Raw genomic sequence first — 3,525 nt, 5'->3', positions numbered from 1 at the left:
CTCACTAGCCTTTTGGGTCCTACTAGTTTTATGGGTGATGTTTTACCCTAACGCTCCTTATGTCATCACAGACCTCTTTCACCTTGCCTGGTTACACCCGCACACCAGCATTTCTGGCATTCTGCGTAGCGACCCGCATATGTGGTTGATGTTCTCATTAATGGTGATCAGTGCCTTTGCGAGCGCCCTTTTTGGTGCTATTTCTCTGCTGCAAACGAGTCGACTGCTCACGATGATGACTACTCCGCGGCACTTACAATGGCGGGTCGTGTGGATTACCTGCTGCTCATTTATTTCCAGTGTGGGAATCTATATTGGCCGCTTTTTACGGCTTCATTCGCTATACATGCTGATGACACCGAGCTGGTTTATCAAACAGCTATTAGTCATGTGGACCCCAACGATGATCAAATTTGTTATCATCATAACTGTCACCCAGCTCATCCTGGTTTACCTCATTCACGTCATTGCCGGTTACTCCGTAGACGACTGATTAACTAGCTTCTTACTATCAAAAATGTTATTGTGGTATTAATCAAAAAGTTATTGAAAGGAGGATTCATAGAATGAATAACGAACACTTTGCTCCATCGACGGCTAATCGCATCATTGCGGCATTGGCCTACGTCGGTATTATTTTTCTGCCGGTCGTCTTCCCACTGATTGTCTGGATCATTGGTGTAAATAACCCCTTTGTAAAGGGTCACGCCAAACGAGCCTTTTGGTCACAACTAATTCCAGCACTGCTTGGTCTTTTATTCCTGATTGTTCTCGGCGTTATTGGCACCGTTAGCGGTCATGTCTCACTGGGCAACTCTGTTCATTACGTCGGTGTTTCCATGGGGTGGCTGACTGTTACCCTTTGCGCAATCACCGTCCTTGCAGCGTTGATCAGCTTTATCTACAACATTGCCATGGCCGTCAAAATTTTTGTCGACTAAACAGCTTACAAAAACCGCCATCTTCACAGATGGCGGTTTTGTTGTGCCTAGCGGCTTGACGATTACCTTGTCCGACCAATAATCCGGACTTCTCGCTGTAATTGAACCCCATATTTGGCCTTAACGGTGTTCTGGACGTGTCTAATGACTGCCTGATAGTCTGCGGCTGTTCCGTGGTCAACATTGACAATAAAGCCCGCGTGCTTCTTCGAGACCTGCACACCCCCGACGGTGTAGCCTTGCAATCCTGCATCATGAATCAGTTTGCCAGCATAGTAGCCAGTTGGCCGCTTAAAGACGCTACCACAAGATGGCAGTTCCAGTGGTTGGCGAGCCGCCCGCCGCGCATTCAGCTCATTCATTTTGCTACTGATCTGTTCCCGCTCACCAGGCTGGAGGGAGAAAGTAGCCGCTAAGACAATGCCGTGATTATCCTGCACCACACTGTGGCGGTAACCAAAGGCGAGTTGGTCATTATTTAACGTCTGTACTTCCCCGCTTGGTAAAAGAATAGTGGCTGAGCTGACAACAAAACGTGTCTCACCACCATAAGCACCAGCGTTCATAAAGACGGCACCGCCCACACTGCCGGGAATCCCCGCCGCAAATTCCAAACCGGTTAAACCAGCATCGCGGGCAGCCTTAGTGACATCAATGTAAGCAGCCCCTGCTTGGGCTTCCACCTGATTGCCATTAACAGTGATCTTCGTTAGTTCGGTAGTAATGATTACCAACCCCGCAATCCCACCGTCCTTCACAATTAAGTTGCTGGCGTTACCTAGAACGGTAAGGGGGAGCTGGTGAGCCGTACAGTAGTTCACCAATTCTTTCACTTGATCGACTGTCGTTGGCAGCGCCAACCAGTCAGCATTGCCCCCCGTGTGGGTAAAGGTATACTTGGACAGCAACTCATCCTTGAGAATGTTAATTGCGGGAAATTCCTGCCGTAAATCTATGTTCATTTTTATCTCCTATTATTGGTTATGCTGAACTAATCTTAACGGTGTTGCCGAATGGTTTCAACTCTTTCCCCTGAAACGGTCTAAGTTGGTATTTTTTGTCGTCACCTGTATAATTTATATTGATTTACTAAAAGGAGGTCCTCTCATGAATTTTGTGGCAATGGATTTTGAAACCGCTGCGGGCCAGCGCTACAGTGCGTGTTCGCTGGCACTAGCGGTCGTCCGAAATAGCCGCGTGGTGGACGAATTCTATACCCTCATCAACCCGCAAACTAAATTTTTCTGGCGCAACGTTCAAATTCACGGCATTCACCAGCAAGACGTGGCCAATGCCCCACTATTCCCAGAGGTTTGGCGGCACATTCACCAGTTCTTTACACCTGACCAACTAGTCGTCGCCCATAATAATAGCTTTGACAACAGTGTGCTGACTGCTACTCTCACCCACTATGGTCTGGCCGCCCCCGCCTACTTGACACTCGATACTGTCAAAACCAGTCGGCACTTTTTGCCTCACCTTGCTAACCATAAACTGGATACCGTGTGTGACGCGTTAAACATCAACCTCCACCACCATCACAACGCCTTAGATGATGCCCAGGCTTGTGCCAATATTTTGCTTGCTGAAACGAAACAATACGGACCGCAACAAATTCGGCCGTTCATCACTATGCGCGGCTAACTATTTTTTAGGAGAAATTACTATGTTTAAAGCAGTTGCCGTCGATATTGACGGTACCTTTTTAACTGATCATCGCGACTATGATCGGCCGCTTTTCGCCAAAGTTCTTCATGAGATGCAACGCCAACAAATTCGTTTCATCGTTGCCAGCGGGGATCAGTACGCGTTTTTAAAGGGACTCTTTCCTGACCATGCCAATGAGCTAGGCTTTGTCGCCGAAAACGGCGTGCTAGTGGTCGACCGTCAGGGAGAAGAAATTGCCAGTGGGCGTCTCCCCTCATCGGTTGTCACCGACGTCTTTGCCTTTCTCCGCCAGCAGCCAGCAACTTACTTCACACTCTGTGCTCGTCATTCTGCCTATATCATGGATGACGTTCCGGCAGGCCAAAAAAGGATGTTCCAACACTATTACGCACGGCTTCAAACCATCACGGCGCTTGCTGACATTCCCGAGGATGTTTTTAAATTTGCTTTGACCCTTCCCGCCCAACAAACAGCAGCATTTATCCAACAGTTCAACACTCAATTTGCCGGACGAATTCAGCCAACGGTCAGCGGCTATGGCGCAATTGATCTCATTATCCCACATATGAACAAGGGCAACGGTCTCCGCAAACTCCTCGACCGTTGGCAGTTAAGCAGCGCTGACCTGCTGGCTTTTGGTGATAATGAAAATGACCTTCCAATGTTTGAACTAGCTGGCGAGTCATACGCAATGGCCAACGCTCCCCACCACGTTCAGGAAGCCGCAACCCATGTGGCTCCGTCAAATAATCAGCAGGGCGTTCTCCTGACCCTTGCTAAAAGATTAAAAATTTAAGTTCATTCCAACTTTTTACCACTCAACAATTGTTGGGTGGTATTTTTTTGGGCTCTACACTAAATCCTGTTGATGGATTATCCAAGTGGTAATCTATTAATGGGATTTTTGCATACAAAA

Annotated in this window: 5 protein-coding genes; 4 read left to right on the top strand and 1 reads right to left on the bottom strand. The window is 47.9% G+C overall.

Annotated features, from left to right (window positions below; translation table 11 throughout):
* Positions 1-493: DUF1361 domain-containing protein (locus tag Q0E49_RS07895; RefSeq protein WP_295747807.1), on the top strand; the 493-nt coding region annotated here is incomplete at its 5' end.
* Positions 494-566: 73 nt separating this feature from the next.
* Positions 567-941, top strand: coding sequence for a hypothetical protein (locus Q0E49_RS07890; RefSeq protein ID WP_295747805.1), 375 nt, complete (start codon positions 567-569; stop codon positions 939-941).
* 62 nt (positions 942-1,003) lie between these two features.
* Here the strand turns inward: Q0E49_RS07890 and murB are convergent, their stop codons facing one another.
* Positions 1,004-1,903, bottom strand: a complete 900-nt coding sequence (gene murB / locus Q0E49_RS07885; protein WP_295747803.1) for a UDP-N-acetylmuramate dehydrogenase — start codon at positions 1,901-1,903, stop codon at positions 1,004-1,006.
* A 145-nt stretch (positions 1,904-2,048) separates the two neighbouring features.
* Between murB and Q0E49_RS07880 the strand changes: the two genes are divergently transcribed.
* Together Q0E49_RS07880 and Q0E49_RS07875 are read left to right on the top strand one after the other, a co-directional pair.
* Positions 2,049-2,585 (top strand): 3'-5' exonuclease, encoded by a 537-nt coding sequence (locus Q0E49_RS07880; RefSeq protein ID WP_295747801.1) that lies wholly within the window; start codon positions 2,049-2,051, stop codon positions 2,583-2,585.
* Between the two features lie 22 nt (positions 2,586-2,607).
* Positions 2,608-3,405 carry a Cof-type HAD-IIB family hydrolase gene (locus Q0E49_RS07875; RefSeq protein ID WP_295747799.1) on the top strand — a complete coding sequence of 266 codons (798 nt, stop codon included), beginning with the start codon at positions 2,608-2,610 and terminating at the stop codon, positions 3,403-3,405.
* Positions 3,406-3,525 lie beyond the last annotated feature (120 nt).

Origin of the sequence: uncultured Limosilactobacillus sp. (assembly GCF_934202235.1) — a bacterium.
Taxonomy (GTDB): Bacteria; Bacillota; Bacilli; order Lactobacillales; family Lactobacillaceae; genus Limosilactobacillus.
This window is presented reverse-complemented; position numbering and strand designations above follow the sequence as displayed.